17 protein-coding genes are annotated in these 23,367 nt (G+C 35.6%); 5 read left to right on the forward strand and 12 right to left on the reverse strand.

Going from position 1 to position 23,367, the window contains the following annotated elements; all coding sequences use genetic code 11:
• Position 1: 1 nt before the first annotated feature.
• The gene (locus tag D5R40_RS06470; RefSeq protein WP_124145076.1) at positions 2-1,429 is read right to left on the reverse strand and encodes an SLC13 family permease; all 1,428 of its coding nucleotides are present in this window, start codon (positions 1,427-1,429) and stop codon (positions 2-4) included.
• Between the two features lie 247 nt (positions 1,430-1,676).
• Between D5R40_RS06470 and cysC the strand changes: the two genes are divergently transcribed.
• Positions 1,677-2,258, forward strand: coding sequence for an adenylyl-sulfate kinase (gene cysC, locus D5R40_RS06475; RefSeq protein WP_192901270.1), 582 nt, complete (start codon positions 1,677-1,679; stop codon positions 2,256-2,258).
• A gap of 795 nt (positions 2,259-3,053) precedes the next feature.
• Here the strand turns inward: cysC and D5R40_RS06480 are convergent.
• The 4 genes from D5R40_RS06480 to D5R40_RS06495 all read right to left on the reverse strand — a co-directional run bounded on the left by D5R40_RS06480 (position 3,054) and on the right by D5R40_RS06495 (position 7,674).
• Complete coding sequence (locus D5R40_RS06480; RefSeq protein WP_240041553.1) at positions 3,054-4,229, reverse strand: phytanoyl-CoA dioxygenase family protein; 1,176 nt, start codon at positions 4,227-4,229, stop codon at positions 3,054-3,056.
• A gap of 349 nt (positions 4,230-4,578) precedes the next feature.
• A complete protein-coding gene (locus D5R40_RS06485) occupies positions 4,579-5,538 on the reverse strand; it encodes a transposase (protein WP_124154396.1) in 960 nt (319 codons plus the stop codon).
• A gap of 98 nt (positions 5,539-5,636) precedes the next feature.
• Complete coding sequence (locus tag D5R40_RS06490) at positions 5,637-5,831, reverse strand: hypothetical protein (RefSeq protein WP_124154397.1); 195 nt, start codon at positions 5,829-5,831, stop codon at positions 5,637-5,639.
• A 724-nt stretch (positions 5,832-6,555) separates the two neighbouring features.
• Positions 6,556-7,674 (reverse strand): RuBisCO accumulation factor 1, encoded by a 1,119-nt coding sequence (locus tag D5R40_RS06495; RefSeq protein WP_124145078.1) that lies wholly within the window; start codon positions 7,672-7,674, stop codon positions 6,556-6,558.
• 706 nt (positions 7,675-8,380) lie between these two features.
• Here D5R40_RS06495 and D5R40_RS06500 point away from each other — a divergent pair.
• From D5R40_RS06500 to D5R40_RS06515, 4 genes are all read left to right on the forward strand, one after another.
• Positions 8,381-9,319: a response regulator gene (locus tag D5R40_RS06500; RefSeq protein WP_124145079.1), complete on the forward strand. Its 939-nt coding sequence runs from the start codon at positions 8,381-8,383 to the stop codon at positions 9,317-9,319.
• Between the two features lie 190 nt (positions 9,320-9,509).
• On the forward strand, positions 9,510-10,226 hold the full coding sequence (ubiE, locus tag D5R40_RS06505; protein WP_124154398.1) for a bifunctional demethylmenaquinone methyltransferase/2-methoxy-6-polyprenyl-1,4-benzoquinol methylase UbiE: 717 nt from the start codon (positions 9,510-9,512) through the stop codon (positions 10,224-10,226).
• 68 nt (positions 10,227-10,294) lie between these two features.
• On the forward strand, positions 10,295-11,521 hold the full coding sequence (locus D5R40_RS06510) for a DUF445 domain-containing protein (RefSeq protein WP_124145081.1): 1,227 nt from the start codon (positions 10,295-10,297) through the stop codon (positions 11,519-11,521).
• 260 nt (positions 11,522-11,781) lie between these two features.
• Positions 11,782-12,078 (forward strand): DUF3493 domain-containing protein, encoded by a 297-nt coding sequence (locus D5R40_RS06515; protein ID WP_124145082.1) that lies wholly within the window; start codon positions 11,782-11,784, stop codon positions 12,076-12,078.
• 509 nt (positions 12,079-12,587) lie between these two features.
• Here D5R40_RS06515 and D5R40_RS06520 read toward each other — a convergent pair.
• From D5R40_RS06520 to D5R40_RS06545, 7 genes are all read right to left on the reverse strand, one after another.
• Complete coding sequence (locus D5R40_RS06520; RefSeq protein ID WP_192901126.1) at positions 12,588-12,818, reverse strand: hypothetical protein; 231 nt, start codon at positions 12,816-12,818, stop codon at positions 12,588-12,590.
• Positions 12,819-13,634: 816 nt separating this feature from the next.
• Complete coding sequence (gene infB / locus D5R40_RS06525) at positions 13,635-16,757, reverse strand: translation initiation factor IF-2 (protein ID WP_124145083.1); 3,123 nt, start codon at positions 16,755-16,757, stop codon at positions 13,635-13,637.
• Between the two features lie 840 nt (positions 16,758-17,597).
• Entirely contained in the window at positions 17,598-17,861 is a 264-nt protein-coding gene (locus D5R40_RS06530) for a YlxR family protein (RefSeq protein ID WP_124145084.1), read from the reverse strand.
• A 1,142-nt stretch (positions 17,862-19,003) separates the two neighbouring features.
• Positions 19,004-20,332, reverse strand: coding sequence for a transcription termination factor NusA (nusA, locus tag D5R40_RS06535; RefSeq protein WP_124145085.1), 1,329 nt, complete (start codon positions 20,330-20,332; stop codon positions 19,004-19,006).
• Positions 20,333-20,547: 215 nt separating this feature from the next.
• Positions 20,548-20,706 (reverse strand): hypothetical protein, encoded by a 159-nt coding sequence (locus tag D5R40_RS34730; RefSeq protein WP_161564945.1) that lies wholly within the window; start codon positions 20,704-20,706, stop codon positions 20,548-20,550.
• Between the two features lie 7 nt (positions 20,707-20,713).
• On the reverse strand, positions 20,714-21,175 hold the full coding sequence (rimP, locus tag D5R40_RS06540; RefSeq protein WP_124145086.1) for a ribosome maturation factor RimP: 462 nt from the start codon (positions 21,173-21,175) through the stop codon (positions 20,714-20,716).
• Between the two features lie 481 nt (positions 21,176-21,656).
• Positions 21,657-23,105, reverse strand: a complete 1,449-nt coding sequence (locus D5R40_RS06545) for a hypothetical protein (protein ID WP_192901125.1) — start codon at positions 23,103-23,105, stop codon at positions 21,657-21,659.
• Positions 23,106-23,367: the final 262 nt, after the last annotated feature.

Consider the following 23,367-nt stretch of genomic DNA (forward strand, 5'->3'; position numbering starts at 1 on the left):
CTTACACCCCTAGCCCAAATAAAGGCCAATAAAATTTCGCCATTGCCAAGAATATCAAAGTCCCCACTAATTTTAGCAATAAGCCACGCTTAAAAGCTTCAGCAGGCGACACATAACCACTACCAATGATAATGGCCATTACCGGGGTACTTACTGGCAACAGAAAAGCCAGACCTGATGGCAGAGTAATACCCAATGTCATTGCTCTAGGGTCTATGCCATATTTAGCTGCTAAAGCAAGTCCAACTGGCATCAAAACTGCCACAGCAGCAGCATTACTCATTCCTTCTGTCAAAATAGTAATAATCAAAACCATTGCCACAAAACAAATGAAACCAGAATTAATCCACGATCCCAATAAAATTTCTGCTAATGCTTGTGCTGCCCCTGTATCTCGTAACACTGCACTTAGAGCAATAGCACTACCATACATTAAAAAAATACCCCAGTTAACATCTTCTTCTACTTCTTGCCAACTTGCCAACCCAAAAATGAAGCTACACATCACCCCAAAGAAAGCTATTGTATCTAGTCCCCAAGCTGTTCCTCGAAAAATCCACAATAAAACTATCCCTGCCACTAATACTAATGTACCAATTTCTCTTGGTGAAATTCCTCCCAGACTTTTTGACCTAATTTTGAGAAATTTTAGGGCATTTGGTAAAGACACAACTGTACCTTTTCCTATTTGGAGTAAGATAAAATAAGCTACTGTTAACAGTAATACGACTAAAGGAATAGACCAAATAAACCATTCCACAAAACTGACATCGTATTCTCCGTTAGTGGTGCTGCGAAGAACTCCTAATGCTAGTGGTGCTCTGGCACCTCCAAGTAAAGTTGCGATACCACCAATACCACAACCCCACCCTAAAGCTAAGAATGCTGCTAGTCCAAAACGTCCACCGGGTCTAGCTCCTGCTGCTTGTATAACTTCTATCACTACTGGAAATAACATTGCCGTAACAGCGTAGGAACTAATCACAAAAGACATTACGGCTGAAAGAATTAAAATAGAGGCAATTAAAGTATTCTGGGTATTGCCAAAACGGGAAACTACTGTTAATGCTAGACGGGTACTCAGTCCTGAGCGTTGAATAGGACTAGCTAAAATAAATGCTCCTAATACAAAAAATACTGCTTTGTTGCCGAAATAGGCATAAGTTTCTGTGGCAGACATACTACCACTGAGGGGAATTAAAAATAAGACCATTAAGCCTGTGACTGCTACTGGTAAGGTATTTGTTGCCCACAGGAAAGCTGTTACCCCAAATACTGCTAAAGCTCCTTTTGCTTCTTTTTCTATTCCTGCTATTGGAAACAGGAGAATACTTACATAGATTAGTGCTGCAGCTACAAACCAAAACCAACGATACTGAGGTTGACGAGATATGCGTAACCAACTACGAAGATGTCTAATATTTTCCATTTATATGAGTTAAGTTGTGGAGATTTAATTGGCAATGCTATGAGGAATTTAAAATAGTTTTTACTGTTTCAATTATAGTTATAACTGATTGGGCTGTTATACTTTACGCTATATTTGACTTATAGCAAGTTAAACAATTATGTTATCATAGTAGATATCTTAAGTCAAGAAAATGATGAAACTTTAAATTCCTAAAATTCCTATTTTTATTCGGGATTTAAACTTTGTTTTTTATAGGATGTTGTGAATGGAAAAAATTAATCAAACTGCTGTAACAGTGTGGTTTACTGGTTTAAGCTGTGCTGGTAAAACTACTCTGAGTCTAGCTGTGGCAGAAGAGTTGCGATCGCTTGGTTATACGGTAGAAGTTCTTGATAGTACTATAGTTCGTCAAGATATTGGTAAAAGTTTGGGTTTTAGTAAAGTTGACCGAGATGAAAATATCCGCAGAATTGGTTTTTTAGCTCATCTTTTAACTCGTAATGGTGTGATTGTTTTAGTGTCTGCTATTTCTCCTTATAATCAAGTTCGAGCTGAGGTTAGAAAAAGAATTGGCAATTTTATGGAAGTATATGTTAATGCACCTTTAGAAGTTTGCGAAGCACGAGACAAAAAAGGACTTTATCAACTTGCCAGAGCTGGAGGAATTAAAGAATTTACTGGTATTGATTCACCTTATGAAGCACCTCCTCATCCTGAAGTTGAATGTCTAACTGACTTAGAAACAGTTACTGAAAGTAAGGAGAAAATTATACTGAAGATGAAGAATTTAGGTTATTTAGAACCGAGCGATCGCTCCCATATTAACGGTAGTTTTGTGCGAATTTAGGAGATTTATTTAACCCAGTTTTATGATCCTAAAGTTGATTTATTTGAATCATAAAACTGAGTTTTTTGACCAGACAATATTATTTACAGCAGATTCGATATATTCCATCATGGGTGAGGTATACCTATAGGGGGCAAGTCCCGCATTGGGAACATAATATATAGCAGAAGAAAGAAGGAAAAGTATTACGTTGTCTGAGTTTTAAGTTTTTGATCTATCCTAACCTTTGCTTCAACTGCTATATACCAAGACTTACCCAAAAGATGAAGTTATATCATGTCCGGTTGAATAATTAGACTTTGATGGAAGGAAGGCAGAAGGCAGCTATGCTGGAGGCAGAAGGTTTTCTCCTATTATTACCTTAATTTTAGGGGTTGGTGATTAGGTAATGCCATTAAATATTTATGAACGGTACAATTATAGTTTTTTCATAGATATTTGAGACAAAAGCATTACGCATTCACCAATGCCTAATTTTATACACGCTCCGATGCTACCGAACATGATATTATAAACCATTTGTAGGGGTTAACGGTCGTTAACCCCTACCATAATTGGTGGTTATGTGTAATACCAAGCGTGAAAAAAGAATGTTACAAATAAGTTTAGCTCCTTTAGATGTGAAATAATTTCCTGAAATTACTGTAGTGTCAAAGTTTTGAGTCCTAAAAATATTACTTTTAACTTTTAACTTTTAACTTTTAACTTTTAACTTTTGACTTTTGACTTCCGTGAAACGGTATAAGTCCTATTGATAACTGATAACTGATAGCTTATAGCTTATAGCTGAATTTACTATAATTCAGATTGATATAACTGAGTTCTTAGTCTTTTTAATTCTGTCTCAATTGACTGATTTTGAGCTTCTGATAATTGAAATTTTGTTTGATAATCATATAACTGAATACGTAACTTTTCTAGTTCTGACTCAACTGTTTGAAGTTGAGGTTTTAATATAGTCAGTTCATCCTGAAATTGCATTGCCATAGGTCTTAATTTTTCTAATTCCTCCTGAAATTGTAACAGTTGATATTTTAATCTTTCTACTTCATACTGTTCGGGATTAACTTCAATTTTCTCACCATTATAAATATGATCGACTACTTTTCCTGTCATAATATTTCTCACTTCTTTAAGATGAATTCTATGTAAAAATGGATCTGAAAGTAAAGGAATATAATACATACAATCAGAGAAATAATAATGTGTTACTTGACTATATCTGGTGCGGTTTTTATCTAAAACTGGACTACCCCCATGTAGTAAATTTGCAGCCCAAATTAAAGCTTGCCCTTTCTTGACATAAAGTTCTACTTTTTTTAAACCATTATGTTCAATTAATGACTGTAAAAACTCTTCATATATGGGATAAACATCATAAGGTTTATTTTGATAACTACCTGTAATTCCTAAGTCATTTAAATCAAATATTGGTAATTTATGACTGCCAGGATAATAATGTAGCGGACCGTTATTTGCGTCTACATCTTCAAGAGCTACCCAAACTCCACACATAAACCTAGCTGGCATTGAACTAAAATGTATACTGTCACTATGAGTAGATTGTTGAGTACCAAACTTAAAATTTAAGGTTTGAAATGGGATTGGTTCTCGCTGATAAAGTATTTTTAATAGGTTAATAATTTTGGAAGAAGTGGCAATTTTTTTTACATCTTGATTGAATGTCCAAGCATCCTGAATTCGATCGTGATGAATCCAAGCTGATTCTACTTTGCCTTTTTCTCCATATATGGGAGTTAAGTCTTTAACTATTCTGTCTGTAGTTTCTGCAATATTTTCTATACCTAAGTCGTCTATGATTACATATCCTTGTTCGGCAAATTGTTTGACAAGTTTTTTTGTATCTTTGTCTAAAGTTAACTGGCTAAAAATTTGTTCAAAAAATGGCGAATCTACCAAAGGTAAATTCATCACAGGAGGAGTAAACTTTTTATCTGTTGTTTTGCTCATAATTTGTGAATAAAGAAATAACTAAGGAGGAGCAAAATATTATAGCAATTTTCATTAGATATCTCCAGAAAAGAGAGAGTAGGGAGTAGGGGAAAATAATTGATAATTTTTGTGCGATAATTGATTTTATTTTTGATTCTTGGAGATGTCTATTTATAGCAGGAAACAGAGAATAGGGAATAGCGGGAAAAACATTTCCCCTGATTCAGATCATCATCCACATAAGTCCTAAAATGCCTGTCTATTGCAATAGATAGTACCAAATTCACGCCAAGGTCGTTACATTTTAATCTGTATTTTCTGCCTTACTGGACAGTAAAAAGTTTTTGTATTCATAAAACAGTTGGTTTCATGTGAAAAAATGCTCCAGATTTGATTGTCTGGTGAATAGCGTTCGAGTATTTAAGAATTTTGTCAAAAGTAGCCCTGACCTACTTTTGGCTAAAATCTGCTTTCTTTGCTCGGCGAGTGTCAGTAGAACTATCTGTTCACTTGGATAACCATTGGAGGGTAGGGTACGAAACCAACGAGGCAAGTCCTTCGAGATCATCATGGGCATCTCTAAACTAAGCAGTTGTAAAATAGCTAGAGCTATAGCGTTGCTCAGTACAAACCGTTCCATAGCTTCGACTTTTCTGTGAAATTGTTGCTGCTGTTTGTTCGGATATCGATTGAGAATTAAGTAGTCTTTCGGCCACCCCTGAGTTGGGAGCAGAGCTTTGATCCAAAACCGATAGCTAAAACCAGATAATAGTTGAATCAAGTTGCGGAAAGTGACTTCAATCTGAAAACGCCAACTATCAGCCGTTAAAATTTCTGCTGCGGATAGAGTCAGATCAGTTGATAGCAGAATTATTTGTTTGCCCTCCGGCCATACAGCTAGTACAAAGCGTACCCTTTGAGCAGGACAATCCCAATGCCAATCTATGCACCGATATCTGAGTGTTACCATCTTACCGTAAAGTACTAGAGTTTCTGTACTCAAGGAGCTTTTGTGAGCAAACAAGCTGCGTAGTTTGACTGATTCACCCCAGATGCGAGGTCTGCCACGACTGCATTTGAGCGGTGGTGGTGGTAAAGGATGTTTACCTACTGCATTGATTCGTACTCTTGTAATTAAATGTAGCTTATGCTTTCTCAACTCTTCAATCAAATTTTGAGAAGCAAACTCAGCATCCAGAATGATATAGCTACCAGCATGGAGCAGTTCTACGCACAAAACAGACATTCGCTCTACTATTGTAGTTTGATCATCCTCAGCTACCTTGATACCATCTGGCAATCCCAAAGTCACAGGAACTACTTTCAAACAACAACCTGCTTTTAAAAGTATGGTAATGACTCCAAAGTAATGACCTCATATCCATTCTGGCTTCGTTACATTTTCTGATTCATTATCTAGTTTTTTCACCGCAGGCATTTTTTTTCTTCCTTACCGACTTTTATACCATCACCTACATAAACTGGTTGACCTCTAAGACAGTGAACTTTTGGGTGAGTGATTAACCATTCATGCCACCCCATGGATAATTTTTGAGCACTAATTGCCTGGGAATGAAACCAGTGTAAAGCTTGGGTGTAGTAATTTTGTGTTAGTCCCACAGCGTTGAGATCGCTGGTAACTGCCCGATGTTGGTTGCATAAAAGAATGCCCTAAATCAGGCTCACAAACCATTCATCAGTGGCATGACGACTAAATACTGGACGTAAGTTGGTCAAGATTTGCTCTATCGTACCGATTATGTGGATAATAGAGATTAGCTGGTCAAATTTAAGAATCATTAACCAGTATGCACCATTCCCCGACTTTTAGTGGGGAATGTTTTTTTTCCACTCAGAACTTTGTACTGTCCAGTGCCTTAAGTAGAGTAGAATAAAAAAAATTTTCGCGCGCAGATATTTTAAATATCGGGACTTTAGTCAAAAACATCTGAAAAATACTGTCAAAAGCTTACTTATGAAGATTTTCACGTCAAATCAGCTTGTTTTTGATAGGTGTAGTTTTTAGCTATTTTACCCTTTTGATGTATTTTCCTTGCTCTGTATGATTTTCAGTTATTTTTGGGGACAAAAATATCAAAGTCCCGATATTTATCTTCTATAGGACTCTTATGGTATCTTTGCACGCGGTATGTGCTTTTAGCATTGAAGTATGGGCGAATGGCCGTTCGCCCCCTACAGAAGTCAGGAAATTCAGAAATAGAATAGGGGAAAAAGCGGATAAGACCCCGCGACGACGTTAGTCGCATCTGGTAGCGCACCAAGCAGGTAGACAAATACTCCCTACTCCCCCACCCCCCACTCCCTGCTCCCTTTCAGTGAATTATTATTCCTCAAATTGCAAAAGGTCTTTCACAAATTCTTGATCGAGAATCTTTTTGGGTCTTAATACTAGCAAAACCCGTCCAAGTAGAGGTATATTAGGTAATTCATCAAAGCACTGCATCTCTATTTTCCCAGCTTGGTCTACGATAAAATAACCATCCTCATCCCATTCACGTTGAGACCTATCAATAATTAACAAAACTTCCTCAGTTGCTCCTGGTATTGGAGTAGGCAAGCGATCGCTATTTTCAATCACTGCTACAGGATCTTCTGCTTGCATGACAACTCGCCATCCAGGTATCCCTACCCAAGCACCTGTTCCACCAGAAAACTTTACTATTCCATGAGACCCCACCTCCTCAACTATAGGGACAGCTTTTAAATCTTCCGTGTTCAGGGGGAATTTTCCCACTACTGGTAAAATACGGGGCAATTCTTCTTCTGACTCCATTCGATAAATTGGCAGACGGGGTGCTGGTCTCTGAGAAACAATAGTAAAATCAGTTAGTAACTTTTCAAGTTGTTTTCTAGCTGTTTGAGAATTAGCTAATTTAAGACCTTTAGCAATGAGACGAGATCTTTGTTGTAAGTCGTTTTGTTGCCTAGCTAGTTTCCAACATTGATAAGCTACTATATCTCCAGGGCGATCGGAAAATCCTTCTGGTATTGTTTTCATCCGAGCAAAATCCTTAATGGCCTTTGCTAACTCTTTCGCATCATCAACATCAAGATTATGCTCAACTATAAACTCAGTTGCTATAATTCTTTGCTCTTGAGTTAAAATTCTCAATTCGTAAAGAATATCACTTCCCGATCTCTCAAAGCGCGATAAAAAATCTGTTCCACTTTGCGACTGTACATTTTTTGCGGTTTTGGCATTGACAATACTTGTATATACTTGAGATCCTACTATCACCTGATTTTGCTGTACAGGTTCAAATCCTGTTGCTTCAAATATTTGCTGAGAAGTATATCCAGCTTTTTGTAGTTTTGCACAAGCTTGTCCCCACTCTACCCAGTTACTTTCTTTGCGACGTAGCAAACCAATTAAGTTTTCTATCTCTACTGGGTTTGTTGATTTTTCTTGAGAGTTGGGGGAATTTTCTGGTGTTTCGATCATAATTGATGGTGCACTTTTTTTGTTTTAATTTTAAATGAATGAATAAGCCTTTGACCATCCTACCTAAAAATATATCAGCTACGGATATAAGGCCATAAGTTAATTTATTTCTGAGATATAACACCAAAAATCAAGTGGAATAATTTTTGGCGATACAAGGTTTCGGTTGAATATTGACAACTTCTAAGATAGATGGTTGTTAGATGATACCAATTCACTTTTAAAGATGTCACAAATAGTTTCAAACTTTAAATGTGAAATAATTTCCTGAAATTACTGTAAACTCAAACTTCTGAGCCGATAAAATCTTACTTTTGACTTTTGACTTTTGACTGTCTTGAGTGCGTCTTACATTCTGAGGGGGCCTCAGAATTACGCACTCGCTTTTTACTTGCGTGAAATGGTATAAAGTAGTATTTCATAAATAATGCCTATTCCCAAAACAACACCACAATCTGTTAATATTATGGCACTTGGTGGACATTAAACAAATTGCTTCTAATGAGAGTTGGGCTTTTCTTATGCCTGGCCTAGTTAAGACTGGATAAGATAATAAAATTAACAGGAAACTCTTAAGCATCCAATCACATCAGCTTTCCGTTTAACCTATCCTTGGCATCAATAAGTATTAACAGTTTGGGGAAGATGTCGAAAATTGAATTAGTATTATGTTATTTTCGGGTTACAATTGCGGAGGTTTGTTTTAATGGAAGCAATTCCTCAACAGTTAGATAGCATAAAAAGCCAACTGATGAGCTTAACTAGAAGAAAAAAGCCTAAAATGCTAGTGGTAGATGATGAACCAGATAACTTGGACTTGCTCTACCGCACCTTCAGACGAGATTTTAGCGTACTAAAAGCTGAAAGTGGTATTCAGGCTTTGGAAATTTTGGCATCAGAGGGAGAGGTGGCTGTCATTATCTCCGATCAACGAATGCCAGAAATGAAGGGTACGGAATTTTTAAGTAAAACATTGCCCCAATTTCCTAATACTATCAGAATTATTCTCACAGGATTTACTGATATTGAAGATTTGGTGGAAGCGATTAATTCTGGACAAGTACATAAGTATATTACTAAGCCTTGGGACCCTAATGAACTAAAAGGAGTTGTACAAAAGGCGGCAAATACTTATGAAAGGTTGAATCAACGTACTGAAGAATTGCTAAAAACTCAAACTCAATTGCAATTGTTGAGCAATGTGGTTAATATATCTCAAAATTCTGAGACAGTAGAGCAAGCTTTAGAGGAAATTGCATCTGTCTATAGAGAGGCTTTTTCTTGTGATGTATGTATTTTGCAATTGATTGAGGATAATGGTCTAACTTCAATTCAAGGGGTTAGTAGTAATTTGGGTAAGGTGGACAATTGGTTGGTTAATGACCCTCTGGCAATTGAAGCGATCGCTTCTCAAAAGTTACAAGTTGTGATGGATGTATCAGAAGATATTGATCTTTCTAATGTGGCAAATTATCAAATTTCAGGAATAAAGACTCATATTGTCATTCCAATTTCCTATCGGCAAAAACTTGTGGCCTTGATATCCTTACAATGGCAACAACCAAGCAAAATACGTCCAGAAGAACTTGATACGATTAATATCTGTACTCAACTACTGTCATTGGCTTTGAATAGTTTTGCATAGCTTCAGGCATACTATAAGCTTTACTTATAAATAATTAGGTAGGCCAAATATTTGTATTCCAATAAATTTATGTTCCTAGCTCCGCTTCTCTCTAACGACTCTACTAAAGTGGAACACATAATCTCTATACTTAGCATAGCTGCCTGCTGTCATTAACCAAAAGTCTCCATAACTTAAACTTACTATAAAAATGAAAACTACTACTTATGATTATAATTCCACAGAAGTTCAGGCCATATTTAACAGAATTGCCCCAGTTTATGACCAACTTAATGATGCACTAAGTCTGGGACTACATAAAATCTGGAAGCAAATGGCTGTAATGTGGAGTGAAGCTAATGATGGCAATACCTGCTTGGATTTATGTTGTGGTAGTGGAGATTTGGCTTGGATGCTGGCCAAATATGCGGGTAGTCAAGGTATAGTGTATGGAGTAGACTTTTCTGTACAACAATTGGCGATCGCTCGTAACCGCAAATCAACTTTATTTGGTCAGGTTAGTCCTATTAATTGGGTAGAAGCAGATGCCTTGAATTTACCCTTTGCAGATAATTATTTCGATTGTGCTACAATGGGATATGGTTTGCGTAATGTCTTGGATATTCCTCATTGTTTACAAGAGTTATATCGAGTCCTCAAGCCCAATTCTAAGGCAGCCATTCTCGATATGCACCGTCCTAGTGCTTCTTTAGTCAGAAGTTTTCAACAGTGGTATCTGGATAAAGTAGTAGTTCCTGTGGCTGGTAATTTGGAGCTAACTCAGGAATACGCCTATATTAGTCCAAGTCTGACAAAATTTCCCACTGGGGTAGAGCAAGTACTAATAGCACATCAAGCCGGATTTGTCAATGCAAAACATTACCCTATTGCTGGGGGTATGATGGGAATATTAGTAATTACAAAATAATTTTTCAACTGATAATCTTATAATTGTTATTAGTCTTGTCAAAAGTAGATAGTCTGAAATAATTAAAGTTGTCTAATATCTGGCTTTATTTTGTACCACCAATCGCAGGTGGAATTATTGGGTATTTCACTAATGATATAGCGATTAAAATGCTATTTCGCCCTTATCGTCCTTACTATGCTTTTGGGCAAAAGCTACCCTTTACTCCTGGATTAATTCCTGCGAACCAAGAACGTTTAGCAAAGCGAGTTGCTGATACTATAATGGGTTCTTTGTTAACTCCTTCAGAGTTGCAGAATTTAGCACGTCGTTTGTTGCAAACGGAGCGAATGGAGGCAGCTATTCTTTGGCTGTTACAAATGTCCTTAGAACAATTTAAAATCGATACAAGTAAGAAAACTGCTAAAATTCTAGCAAATATTCTACGGGATCTATTAGGTCAATCTTTGCCAAGACTTCTCAAAGTTTGGGCAAAAAAAGAAGATTTTTTGGAAGCTCAACTCAACCAAATTTTTGACCAAGTCTTGCTAGAGTTTCAACTAACAGAAATGCAGGCAACTCAACTATCAGATTGGTTGCTTAAAATTGTACTACCACCAGATATATTAAGGCAGACTTTAATTGATTTTCTCACAGATCAAAATATTTCAATTATTGATGAAGATTTTCGCGAAAAAGCTAGTGGTACTTATTGGGTAGTAGCTAATTTGTTTGGGTTGCGTAATACTTTGATTAGATTAAGAACTTTCTGTTTAGATGATAAAGAATTAACTAATCAGCGTTTAAAAGAATTAATCAGAGCATTAGGTGTTAGAGAAAGAATTCAGGAATGGTTACAAAATCTTTCCATGCAAAATTTACCTGTTTCTACGGTACGCCAGTTAAGAAATACAATGGGTGATAGTGTACGTCTATACTTGCAAGAACGTGGTGCTGATTTAATTCAAGGTTTAAGTTTATCTATAGATTGGGAGCATATTGCCGATTTAATTATTAATCGCTTACAAGCTTCATCAATAATGAATAGTTCTCTAGAGTTGGTGAGTCAAGAATTAGCTTTGGTTTTAGAACGCTATTTAGAACGGGATTTAGAAAATATTGTGGCTCAAGCAATTCCAATTTTAAACATTGACCAAGTAATTATTGACCGCGTTAAGGGTACTTCTCCTGAAGAATTGGAAGTTGCTGTTAATGTAATTGTCAAAAATGAGTTGCAAGCTATTGTTAATTTGGGGGGTGTTTTAGGTGTTGTGGTTGGTTTATTTCAGACAATATTGTTGTTGCTACAAAGGTAAGTTCAAAATTATTGTTAATGTTTTTAATATATAGGTTTTTATTCATTGAATAAGTTGTAAATATTTGGCTGGAATTGATTAGTTTTTGTAAATATTAACTACTAATTATTAACTAATAAGTAGTTAGGCACGAAAAAACCAAAGTATGTAATGAACAGTAAAGTTGCTCAAAAACTTCTGATATTTCGCCCCCTGCCTGATCGTCACTATAATTTTTAATACTGACCTACTTACTTCTTCAAGTTTGTATCTAAAATACTATGTCAACTCCAAAGTCAAATAATAATTCCTCTCAAACTAAACTTAGCCCAGAAAAATATGCTCGCCTCAAAGGTGAACTGGATGCACCTTATCGAGGACTACGGCAATTTATATATATAGCTTTCGGAGCTTCTGGTTTCACCGGAGCTTTTATTTTTTTAGCAAAAATTATTGCAGGCCAAAATATTGCTTCTACTTTACCTAATTTTGCTTTACAAGTCGGAATTGTCATCCTGATGATTTTCCTATTTCGTTTGGAGCAAAAGGCCAGTAATCGATCCTCTTCGTCTAAGTAACAAAAGTTTAAACTTTGTAATGTGGATATATATTTGGCCATAAAAATACAAAAAAATAAAGAAAATATTACGAAATCCTTGATCCCTGTCAAGTTGTTGTTAAATAGTAAATGACTATAAATTGAGGTCAGCTAAAAATAAAGACCTTAAATATTTAAGTTGGGTCAGCTAAGATAAAGACCCTAAATATAAAAAACCCTTTTTAAAAGCAAAACGCCTACTTCTAAATATATTAGGATTAGGCGTTTTGTAATTTGAGTTGTTTTCAGAATTATGGTATAGCAGAAGGAAGAAGGAAAAATCTTACGTTGTCTGAATTTTAAGCTTTTAATTTTTCCTAGCCTTTCCTTAGACTGCTATAGAACTAGAATACTTTTTGTGATGGTATAAGATCAAGTTAAATCTTACTATCTGTTTCCTGTCTGTAAGAGTAATGAAACCTTGTCTCTTATCAAGTAGAAAACTACTGTAAAAAATGAACAAGAAGATTTGTAATATAGACTACTGTTTTAATAAGCTAGTGTTTCTAAAGTTTCCCGTAAATATATACTAACTTGCCGATCTAAGGATATATTTTGCTGCTGACCTTCATTAATCTTACGCTCTAATTGCCATCTCTGAAAACCTGAACTTACAGCGATCGCTTGCTTCAAACTATCCCACATTCTAGATTCTGATTCATTTTTTGTAATTACTTTGGCTGAATTATTATTCCAAGAGGTAACATTAAATTTATTCATAATACTTACCTGAGTTAGTGATAAAGTTACTGAGATTTACAGCTTCTACTTCTTTAAAGATAGCTCACTATTCATAAACCAGGTATTAGTATGACTATATATGTCATCAAATCTTGACTTGTAGATATCATCTTTGGCATTGCTGAATCAAGTTATGAAAATAAAAACTGAAGAATCTCAAATATTTATCATTCAATAGTTTAGCAATCGCAAAAAAATACAAATATCAAATCCGGTTAAACAGTTATAGATTGGTTAAGTAAGGAGGAGTCAGGAGTCAGGAGTCAGGAGGAGAGAGAATCACTTTGATGAGCGTAGTTATGACGATTGAAGAATTTTTTTATGTCCAATTAAACGGATTTGATATCATACCCACGCATCAGCAACGTCCCATCTTTAATTTATTCAAACATTAAGATAGGTAGGTATTAAACCTACCTATTTCTCAAATTATTTGCTAGTAATATCATGTCTCATGAAACAACTGTAATAAACATTGCTTCTCCTAACCCGTAGAGATATTGCATAAAAAGTCCCTATATGTGAGTTAATTAATGTGACTTGATATAACTCTCTTTTGTAACTCTCCTAAAACTATTGTAATTTCTAAACTCTAGAGCTTTTGTATATCAGATGATCGCCAGCTTTTTTCTTCCTAGAAATTCCAGATAGCTGTTAAATAGCTGTTAAATTGCCAAAATTAGATCGTCAAACTTTGTATTTCTTGTTATAGCTCCTTTCGGTGGAAGTTCAAATCATAGAAAAAACCGGAGAGTAACAAAAGAGGGATATTACTTCTGCCTGATAATGAGTATTTTAAATAGACAGTTTCCGGCGCTTAGTTACCATTTGGTAGCCTTCAACTATATCACCTTCAGCCCAATCACTAAAGTTGTCTAAGCTAATGCCACATTCATAACCTGCGTTGACTTCTTTTACATCATCCTTGATACGCCTTAGCGAGTCCAGTACACCTTGGTGAATAACTTCTCCTTTGCGACGTATTCGCACCTTACAATTACGGATAACTTTGCCAGAAAGCACATAGCAACCTGCAACAGCACCACGATTAATCGTAAACACAGCACGTACTTCTACTTCACCTAACGGTTCCTCTACTAGCTCAGGGTCTAATAGACCTTCCATTGCCCCTTGAACATCATCCAACAGTTTGTATATGACGTTGTACTCCCGCACATCTACTCCTGCCGCATCCGCTGCTTGACGTGCTCCTGATGCCATCGTTGTATTAAAGCCAATAATCACAGCTTCACTAGCAGCTGCTAAGTCAATATCTGTTTCTGTCACTTCTCCAGCTCCAGAGAATAATAGCCTTAGTTGGACTTCTTTTTGAGGTAGTTGTCGCAGAGCTGCAACAATAGCCTCAACAGAACCTTGAACATCTGCTTTTAGTATCAAGTTTAGTTCTTTGAGGTCTCCTGCTTGGGCACGAGCTGAAACAGCACCAAGAGTTGTCCTACGCATAATCCGAGATTCTCTTTTAGCATCTGCTCTATCTGTAGCAATTGATGAAGCATCTTTTTCATTTTCAAATACATCAAACTCATCACCAGCTTGAGGCACGTCTCTGAGACCAAGAACTTCTACTGCAAAAGATGGACTTGCTTTTTCCACCCGGTCGCCTCGGTCATCAATCATTGCCCGCACTTTTCCGTAGACGGAGCCAGCAACTACAATATCTCCCACTTTCAAAGTCCCATTTTGTACTAACAAACTAGCTACTGGTCCTCTAGCTTTATCTAAGTGAGCTTCAATTATGGTGCCTTTGGCCAAACGTTCTGGGTTGGCTTGCAAGTCTTCTACCTCGGACACTAAAAGAATCATTTCTAGTAAGCTATCCAGATTCTGTTTCTTGATCGCACTAACTGGAACCATAATAGCGTCACCACCCCATTCTTCAGGAACTAAGCCATGTTCCATCAATTCTTGCTTAACACGATCTGGGTTAGCTTCTTCCTTATCAACCTTGTTAATTGCTACTATAAGTGGTACTCCTGCAGCTTTCGCATGGCTGATAGCTTCTATGGTTTGTGGTTGTACCCCATCATCTGCTGCCACAACTAGCACTGCGACATCTGTAACTCTTGTTCCTCTAGCTCGCATTGCAGTGAAAGCTTCGTGACCAGGAGTATCTAAGAATACTACTTGTTGCATCTTACCTTCATGTTCGACATCAACATGATAAGCTCCAATATGTTGAGTAATACCGCCTGCTTCTCCTGCTGCTACTTTAGTTGCACGGATTGAGTCTAGAAGACTGGTTTTTCCATGATCGACGTGTCCCATAATTGTTACTACTGGTGGACGACGTTCCAGTTTTTCTAGATCGGCATCTTCTAGCATTTCAGTGGTTTTCTTCGCTGCTGATTCTTCTTCTAGGGCTTCTACAGGAATTCCTTCTTCTTCTGCTACCATTTCTATGGTGGCAATATCTAAGCTTTCTGTAATGTTGACTGCTATACCTTTCATAAACAGTCTTTTAATAATCTCTGTTTCTGATACTGCCAAAGCTGTTGCTAATTCTTGAACTGTCATGCTCGAATTAATTACTAGCTTTTCTAAAGGTTGAGCTTCAACAGATTGATTTTGTTCAGCAATTTCAGACTTGACAGGTTGCTGTGATTTACTAGATTTCTTTTTGATGCTGGGAGCGTTGTTACCAGAATTGGATTTAGTTTTGCCAGGACTACTGTTTGGTTTTGGTGGGCGAGCTAAAGATAAGCTCATTGTTACTGGTTCTGGCTTATTTAAAAGTTCTTCTAAATCTTCATCATCATCTTCTAGGAGTGGTTTTGGACGAAGACGTTTAGCTTTTGCACTAGCTTTAGCATTTTTCTGAGCAATTTCGCTTGAATCTTCTTCTTCTTCTTCCCAAGTTGGACCTTTCTTTAATTTTGCAGATGGAGGCTTACTTGGAGATATTATTTTTCTTCTTGGTTTTTCTACCTCATTATTATAATCTAATTCTATTACTTTTTCTTCTGGCTCTTTTTCTTCTGTTATATCTAAATCAATATCTGTATCTTTTGGAGAATCAACTGATATTTTTAGTCTCGGTTTTGGTGCAAGTTGAGGTTTTTGTAATTCTTGAACTTGCTTTGGTTTAACCGTAGGTCTATCTCGATGTTTTTGCTTTGACTGACTTGAGGTTTCAGGGCTGAGAATAGGTGGTCTTACACTTTCTTTTTGAGAAGTATCTTTGTTTTCCTTTTTATTAACAATTGCAGGCTTTTGAGAAGGTTTTTCTTCTCTATCTTTTCTTTTTTTACCTTCCTGCTTTGTTTTTTTATTTTTTTGATTAGGCTTTGTTATGGAGGGACTTTGTAGATTTCGATTTATGCTAGGAGGTGCTGGTCTTACAGGTGGTCTTACTAACTGGGGAACTTCTGTGACAGTTTTTTCTAATGATCTGTCTGGAGCTATATCTGTAGACTTTTTATCTACTGCTGATACAGATTTACCTTTTTCTCCCTCTAGCTTTAGGGACAGGTTTGGCCTTGGTTTACTGAGAGGTTGAATTTGCCGATCTAATGCTTCCGGTGCTGGAGGTTTTGGAGGAGTTGCCACTAATTGAACGTTATTATTATGGGTTTGGGTTTGATTTTTGAGTTTAGCTCTTTCTTCTAATGGTTTTGGTCTTGGTTTGCGTATTTCTAATATCTGCTGTTTTTTACCCTCGTTATGATTGAAAGTTGACTCTTGATTTTGAGAGTTACTTTTTTCTGGAACAGCAGACCTACTGGGAGAGTGGGGTAAGCTTTCTGCTGTTTTGCGGATTAGTTCTGCTTCTGGTTCTGTAATAGTACTGCTGTGACTCTTCACAGATATGTTGAGCTGTTCACAAACTGCTAGTATATCTTTGTTATCCAAATTCAATTCCTTTGATAATTCGTAAATTCTTACTTTTCCGTTGTTCATCCACTCTACCCTCTCTTTTACAAATCTATAATTTTACATTGTTATAATGTTTATTTAACGACTACACTACAATCATACTAGCATTAGGCTCAGTTTAGCTACTTAAAAGCTTTTTTTTTATTTTCACTGCTTTCAGTTTATGAATTGTTTAGCTACTGTCTCGATTAAGTTTATATTTTACTTAAAACCCATCACTATTTAGATTGGAGAAATGAGTATTTCAGAGTAGTTCCCTGAAAGTCTACTTGCTCCATTTATTAACTAGACTTGATTTTTTGGGATAGGTTAAAAATTATACATATAAGTTAAATTTTTAAGCAATTTTATTAATTGCAATTTCACAATTTCAGTTTGTGATTTTTTATACATATAATCTTTATGGTACTTGAGTCAAGGGTTTGACTTTTATAGATATATAGATATATTGATTTCAATCATAGTTGAAGTTTACTATTTATTAATTGCAATTTCACAATTTCAGTTTGTGATTTTTTATACATATAATCTTTGTGGTACTTGAGTCAAGGGTTTGACTTTTATAGATATATTGATTTCAATCATAGTTTAAGTTTCCTAAGACATTTATTGCCCTCGGAATATCTATCTTAGCAGGATTTATAATTTTTCTGTGGTCTCAATGCTGTCTTAAGCTGTTCAGCTATCTAAAATTAAAATGCACCATAGCTCAGTAACTTATAGGTATATATTAATTTAGAAATGAAATATCTAACTGCTAGAGAAGATACACAAAATTAGTTGTGGTATTCGATTTATTTAGTAATTCAGAGTTAATTTGTGGATAATGCAAATATTATTCTGTTGTACAACTATTTTCAGCGATCATTTTTTGGATGAAGAATTTTTCAATCTTTGCCATAATGCTTGATATATTTCTGGTGATACATGGGTTTTAAGTGAACGGCTTAATTTATTCTTTTTACGAGCAATTTGAAAACATTCTGTTTGTGGACAAATGTAAGCTGAGCGTCCTTCTCCTTCATCTAATCTAATGGTAGAAGATTTTTTAATACGAATAACTCGCCAAAAATCTTCTTTAGGAGCAAGTTTTTTACAGCTAACACACCGACGGTAATTTGGCTTCATTTTTACTTTTTCGTTGATTAAAACTTTACTCAATTACTTTTTGTTTTTTTCAAAATAAATTGGCAAATATTAACCAATATATTTATAGATATTTTCCCTAATGTTTTTACTGAAAATTTTGATTTTCTCATACTTCAAAATTCCAATTAAAGTTATAAAAATCATTCACTTTACTCTTCATTAAATCCCATTGATTAATTAAAAATAATGACATTGTGCTGAAAACCTCTAATTTTGATATCTGCCATTGAAGAAGGAGACAGGAGACAGGAGACAGGAGACAGGAGGAAAATTACATGGGGATTCGCTCCCCCCAAGTAATGCGTGAACACCCCCGTTGACGGTGGGGTATTAAACCCACAAAGAAAATGATAAATTATTGCACAAATTAATACTAAGAGTAGCTACTTTTATCAATCTAAAGTCAACAGTTTATCTGAATAAAAGCTTTTAATTATTTAATTCTATGATAGTAGATTAAATGAATTGTAATCATAGCGGTTTGCGGATAAATTAATTATGAAAATTGGTATTGTACCAATTTTCATTATGAATGCTATAGCAGTCGAAGGAAAGGGGGCGGACATATCAAAAGTTTAAAACTCAGATAACGAAGATTTTTCGGCCTTTAGGTCTTTTCTTCTTCCTTCTGCTATACAAACAATCAAAGTGAAGTAAGAACTTTACCCATAATGTATTAAAGAGCTAAAAATCAAGCCTCATTCCAAGAAATGCTTAAGACCTAACCTCGGTAACTACTGATTACTATCAACACCCTAAGTATTTGTAACAAACAAACATTGATCGCGCCTGGTATAGCAAAATCCAGATAACTTCTTAATTAGCAATAGTTAAAAACTTACACCAATTTTATGTTATGTTGCACAAAATGAGGTTTTAGGTTTTATACCAATTTTATGTTATGTTGCACAGAATTATGAAATTTATTAATTCGTCTGTCTTAATCTATAGTCAACTCTGATTAAAATATTATTCTATGCAACTTCATATTAATTTTGTTTACAGTTTTATTTTTTTAATGCCATACAACTCTATGAATACTTGCTTTTTTTAAGTTGCAAACCGATATGATTTTGATTGTAAATAATTAACTCTATCTCTGAAATTATAATCTTTAATATTTAAGTTAATTCCACAGGATATTCAGTTTCATCAACTTCTGAATAATTATCTGGATCGTCAAAATCTGTATTTTCTAACTCTAATTCCTCAGTATTGTTTTCTTCTTGTTCAGCTTCTTCTTGTTCAGCTTCTTCTTGTTCAGCTAATGCTTGCCGATGAGAAACTTCAACTGCAATTTTGCTATCTTCTTCAGCATGATCGTATTTATCAGTGTCCTTAATATCAATTTTCCAGCCAGTGAGGCGAGCGGCCAGACGCACATTTTGTCCTTCCTTACCTATAGCCAAACTAAGTTGATCCTCAGATACCAAAATATGCGCTCTCCTTTCCTCTGGATCGATTAAACGAACTTCGTCTACTCTAGCTGGACTAAGGGAATTGGAAATATAAGTTGCAGGATCTGGAGACCAGCGAATCACATCTATTTTTTCTCCCCTCAGTTCATTCACAACTACCTGAATTCTCGATCCCCTCGCACCAATGCACGCTCCGACAGGATCTACATCTCTTTCTAGAGTATCAACTGCAATTTTAGTCCTCGGGCCAACATATCGGGATGGCGGATTTGCTTCCCTGGCTACTGCTACAATTCTCACTATCTCATCTTCAATTTCTGGGACTTCATTGGCAAATAAATAAACTACTAAACCAGCATCAGCTCTGGATACAAGTAACTGAGGCCCACGAGTTGAGCCTTCACATACTCGCTTGAGATAAACTTTGAATGTGGCATTAGCACGGTAGTTATCGTTGGGTAATTGTTCTCTCTTAGGTAGTTCAGCTTCTACTTCTGGTCTACCAAAACCACTACTTGCAGATAAGATAATTGATTGTCTTTCAAATCTTAGGACTTTTGCTTGAAGAACTTCGCCTTCTAAATCTTGAAATTCTTCTTGAATCATCTTGCGCTGCTGATCCCGTAGTTTTTGAGCTAATACTTGTTTGGTCTGGATAGCGGCCATACGACCAAATTCATTTTGTTCTGGTGTGACATCTAAGAATACGGTATCATTTAACTGGGCTTCTGGAGCTACTTCTATAACTTCTTTCAGAGCTATGTGGTGGTCTTGATTGGTTACTTCTTCAACAATGGTTTTAGTGGCCAATACTCGAAATCCTTCTTCTTCTACATCCAACTCTACTTCAAAGTTGTCAAAGTAATCATCTGTGAAATGAATTCCATCTAGACGTTGAGTGCGTCGGTAGCGTTCATATCCTTTTAGTAGAGCTTCACGTAAAGCAGCTTGAACTGCTTGTTTTGGTAAATTGCGCTCTTTACTAATACCTTCGATCATATCTTTAAGTCCAGGCAAATTAACCATTGACATAATTTTTATCCTCTATTATTTTTCTAAGTTTTTGTACTATGAGGCGAGTTTTTTTTTCATCCTTGTGAGATTAGGATATTAATAATTTAGGTATTCAAGTGAAGTATTTTTTGTTTTTTCGAGAGCTTAAACTTTGAGAATTGAAAAAACAAGAAAAGAAGAACAAGTACAGATAAAAGCTTCAGCCTTTTTATACTGAAAAAAAGTGCAACTTTTTAAGCTTGAGCTACCAAAAAGTTAGGATTTTGGGCAGACAAGGGTAGAAAAATCAAGGGAAAATTATTCCGACTACCTCCTCTATAATTCCCATTTATTCTGACTCCTGAGGACTGACTCCTGACTCCTACCCTTAACAAAAGACTAGTGAAGCGCAAACCCTAATTACCTTCCTTCCTGTAATTCAACAGTCATAATTAGAGAGCGTGGAATAGTTACTTGTCGTCCTTTTTGGTTAATGTAAATTGCTGTTTGATCGCGACCAACCAGTTGCCCTATCCACTGATTTTTACCTTTATAGGGTTCGGAAGTATTTACCGTAACGCTAAACCCTTTAAAGGCAATGAAATCTCGGTCATTATCCAAAAATTTAGAAATACCAGGACTGGATATTTCTAGTAAATATGGTTCAGAAATAATATTTGCTGCGTCTAGTGATTCTTCTATGGCATAGCTCATACGTTCACAATCATCTAAACCTGTGTCTTGATGAAAGTTCCGAATGTCCAAACGCAGCACTGGAGGATGCTGATTTGTATGAAATACTGCTCCTACTAATTCCAATCCTAGGGACTCGGCAATAGGGGTAGCAAAATTGATGATTTGTGGTATTAATGGATGACTCATAGGACAAATGCAACAAAAAAAGTGGGCTTCACCCACTCCCCGTTAACAATTGTTAACATTAACTTAAATCCTTTACAGATTATACAAATTTCGCTTAGACGAGGCTTTCTTGATTTTGCCTTGTCGAATAGCAACAACTGCTTTGTTAACTTTAAATTCTACTTCCTGTAAGAGTTATGATACTTTTTCATTACTCATTTTACAAGTTGAGAATTGGGATAGGTTTTCCCTACTAAATTAGCTCTATTAAACTATTAATTCATTAGTATATCATATTTTTTGTTGAGAAGCAAGTTAATTTTTTCTCCGATTGCAATTAACTTTTTATACCATTTCACTTTAAGGATGTCACAAATAGTTTCAAAGTTATCATGTCAAATAATACGTTTCAATACTTTAAACGTCAAAGTTTTCTGTCTATTAAATCTTACTTTTAACTTTTAACTTTTGACTTTTGACTTTTGACTTCCGTGAAACGGTATTAGCTTATATTATTTTGGGGTTGATTAGCTTTAAGCTGTAGTTGTCTGGTTTGTTCTAGAATTTTTTCGACATCTTCCTCGCTCATTCGCATCACATAGTTAATTTTTACTTCTTCAAGAAAGGCTGATACTAAGGATTGAAGTTCTTCTAATGTGTGTTCTTGTTGTAATTCTGTACTTAGTGCTTTACCGAAGTTTTGAACTAGCTGGTTAGATAATTTTGTTCCTACTGGATCTGCCATTGCTATTTTAATTGTTTCATAAGCATTTTGGGGTCCTTCGGTAGCAATATTGGATAATTCTTTAATTAATCTTTCTGATAGTTGGTTTGCTAAATTTTCTGCTCCTGGTATTTGCTGAAATCTCTGAAAAACTGGTAATTCTTCTACTATTTTCTCTACACTGTAACGGATTAGAGCTTCTATATCTGGTTGTAATTGAGGTATTACTTTGCAGACAGTTACTTGTACTAATCTAGTAGCGATCGCTTCGATTTCATTAATGTTATTTAGATCGATATAAGTTTTTTGTTGAGAGGAAAATATTTGCTTTGCTAATTCTCCTGTTTTGACATCTTTTTGCACTTGATTAATTACTTGCATTATTACTACTTCTGTTAGTTCTTGAGCAATAGAAGCAAGAAAACCTCGACTAGCTTGTGCCCTAATTGTTTCTAGGTCTATAATTTGAGCATCATTGAGGCGAATTGTTAGAGGAATTATCCGTAAAAACTGTAGAAATGGTAATAGTAGAAAAATATCGTACCAACGCCAGAGCATCGCTTCTGGCCAATTTACGCTAGGATAACGACGACTAATTAAAAATGTTCTGCCTAAAAATTCTAAACCAAATATAATTATAAATGGTAGGTCGATTATGCCAAAATAATCAGCTAGTCCTCCACTTTCACCGATGCCACGATAATAGTTTTTAGCAATTAATGGTTTGATTTCTGTTTCAAACCATTCCAGTTCTTCAATCCATCCATTTTTTGTTAAGTATTCTTGACTCCAGAAGGTTTTAAATGATTCTTTTGCAGAATCTTCTGAATTAGGAATTCTATCCCTTATTCTATTTTTTATTTTTTCTAAAGAGCCGCTTTTGTTGGCAACTGCGAAAGGATTTTGAACGATCATTTCTATGCTAAGTTCTCGTAATTCTGCCAACTCTTCTTGTACTATTAAAGAATCAGCACCTTGAGGTATTTTCGTTTCCAGTTGTTCCAAATGATCTAAGTATTTTTCTGTATCTCTATTAGATTCAATTCCCTTTATTGGGTCGTATCTTTTTGTGAGCATTGGGATTTGCTCAAAATAAAAATCACGAAAGGTAATATAGCTGATGTTAAATAGCACTAGAATAAAATTTACTAGGGCTAAAAATGCCATCATTCTTTCAAATATTGGAACTTTACGAGTTTTCCGACGAATCTTTTTTGTAGTTACCATTGATGATTTGATTTATTTATTTTGATATATAGCAAGCAATAAACAGGTAGGTTAGGACATAGAGTGATGATGAGATGAATCGAAATAAGGGGAAATGTTTTTCCCACTGTTCCCTGTTATATTTTATATTTTTTCAGATTGGGATAGGTTTGAAACTGCTCTACAATATTTAATTTTTTGATAAATCACACTTTATATCAAGGGTGGAAAAAGAATGTTATGAATAATCAGAGCAGTTAAAAGACTTGACAGGAGATGTCCT

It is taken from the genome of Okeania hirsuta (genome assembly GCF_003838195.1).
Classification (GTDB): Bacteria; Cyanobacteriota; Cyanobacteriia; order Cyanobacteriales; family Microcoleaceae; genus Okeania; species Okeania hirsuta.